The sequence below is a fragment of the Kistimonas scapharcae genome (genome assembly GCF_039540975.1).
Lineage (GTDB): Bacteria > Pseudomonadota > Gammaproteobacteria > Pseudomonadales > Endozoicomonadaceae > Kistimonas > Kistimonas scapharcae.
On record NZ_BAABFL010000231.1, the window covers coordinates 1 to 1,163 of the forward strand.

Genomic DNA, 1,163 nt, shown 5'->3' on the forward strand with positions numbered 1-1,163 from the left:
AAATCAGGCTCGCCAATACGTAAGGTGACGGGGGTGTTCAAGTAGACCAGAATCGGTGTTCAAGTAAACCAGAATATGCAGATCATCAGGTATGTCCTCTGGACGCTCTTCTGAATCATAAAGTTTGATAGTGAATAGCTCATCAATGATGCGTCTGACTTCAGGATTGTTGAGCGTGTCAAGATTTACTTCGAGAATAGGATCGTTAAGTAATATGCTTTTTTGAATTACGATATAGGCAGCCCTTAGAGCAGTATCATAGAATTTCGGAAATCTAGCGTAAACCTCATCGGTCATTGATTGGATCTCTTCTATATACGCCGACATCATACTTGAGTTCTTGCTATCTGGGCGTAGCTTCCTTAAATACCTTTTAAAATCAAATCGCTCTCTCATTTGTGCCCGGTCTTGCTCTATAAATTGATAAAGGGAGTCTGCTTCGGCGCTTTTTCGATCGTCTACTGATGTGTCTTCGGCCTCTTTGACCGCAGCAGTGGCTCCTGAAGTAAGGAGGGAGTTGCTCCCATATTCTTTTTGGTTATGGCTTTCTCCCTGCTGTTGTCGGGTATACTCTTGGAGCTGATTCTGTACGGCCAAACCCTGTGGGGATTGAGGATCAATGTTAAGTTCATCTTTTATCGCCGTTTGAGCACTTATCCCATGGGTGACAACTTTATCGTACAGCTTAAAAATAAGGCGGTTTCCAATTTTTCTGGCAGGAGTCTTTTTTTCTTGCTGGCTGATTGCATTAGCCGTGTTGGTGCCATTGCCCGCTGCTGACTTATCTTTCTGACTATTCCTGAATATAGGTGTATTTCCCTTTATGCCTTCCATGCTGATTACTCTCCTGTGGCTAAATGGTGTTTCATATTAGAGAGGTGATAAAGCTTAATGTTCCATGCAATTTTTTATAGTGTTTGATTTTTTTAATTCTAAATCACTATATATTGAGGGGTATATTGTAGGGTATTGCTATCTCATTCAATCATGGTATTAGGAAAATTTGCATTGTTGTTTGCTTGGTTGTCATGTGAATGATTTTTTCTTGATGGCTTCTTCAAGATGGGGGAAGTCATATTCGGTTTCCTGATTACCACCTAACATAAGCCATTCTCCCGTCTAAACTTACGACACTGGTTTTCCTTGGGTTAGGAGACGTGTCA

Annotated in this window: 1 protein-coding gene; it reads right to left on the reverse strand. The window is 41.2% G+C overall.

Annotated elements, in window-relative coordinates; all coding sequences use genetic code 11:
- Positions 1-3: 3 nt before the first annotated feature.
- Positions 4-834 (reverse strand): hypothetical protein, encoded by an 831-nt coding sequence (locus ABD892_RS10595; RefSeq protein WP_345195592.1) that lies wholly within the window; start codon positions 832-834, stop codon positions 4-6.
- Between the last annotated feature and the right edge of the window lie 329 nt (positions 835-1,163).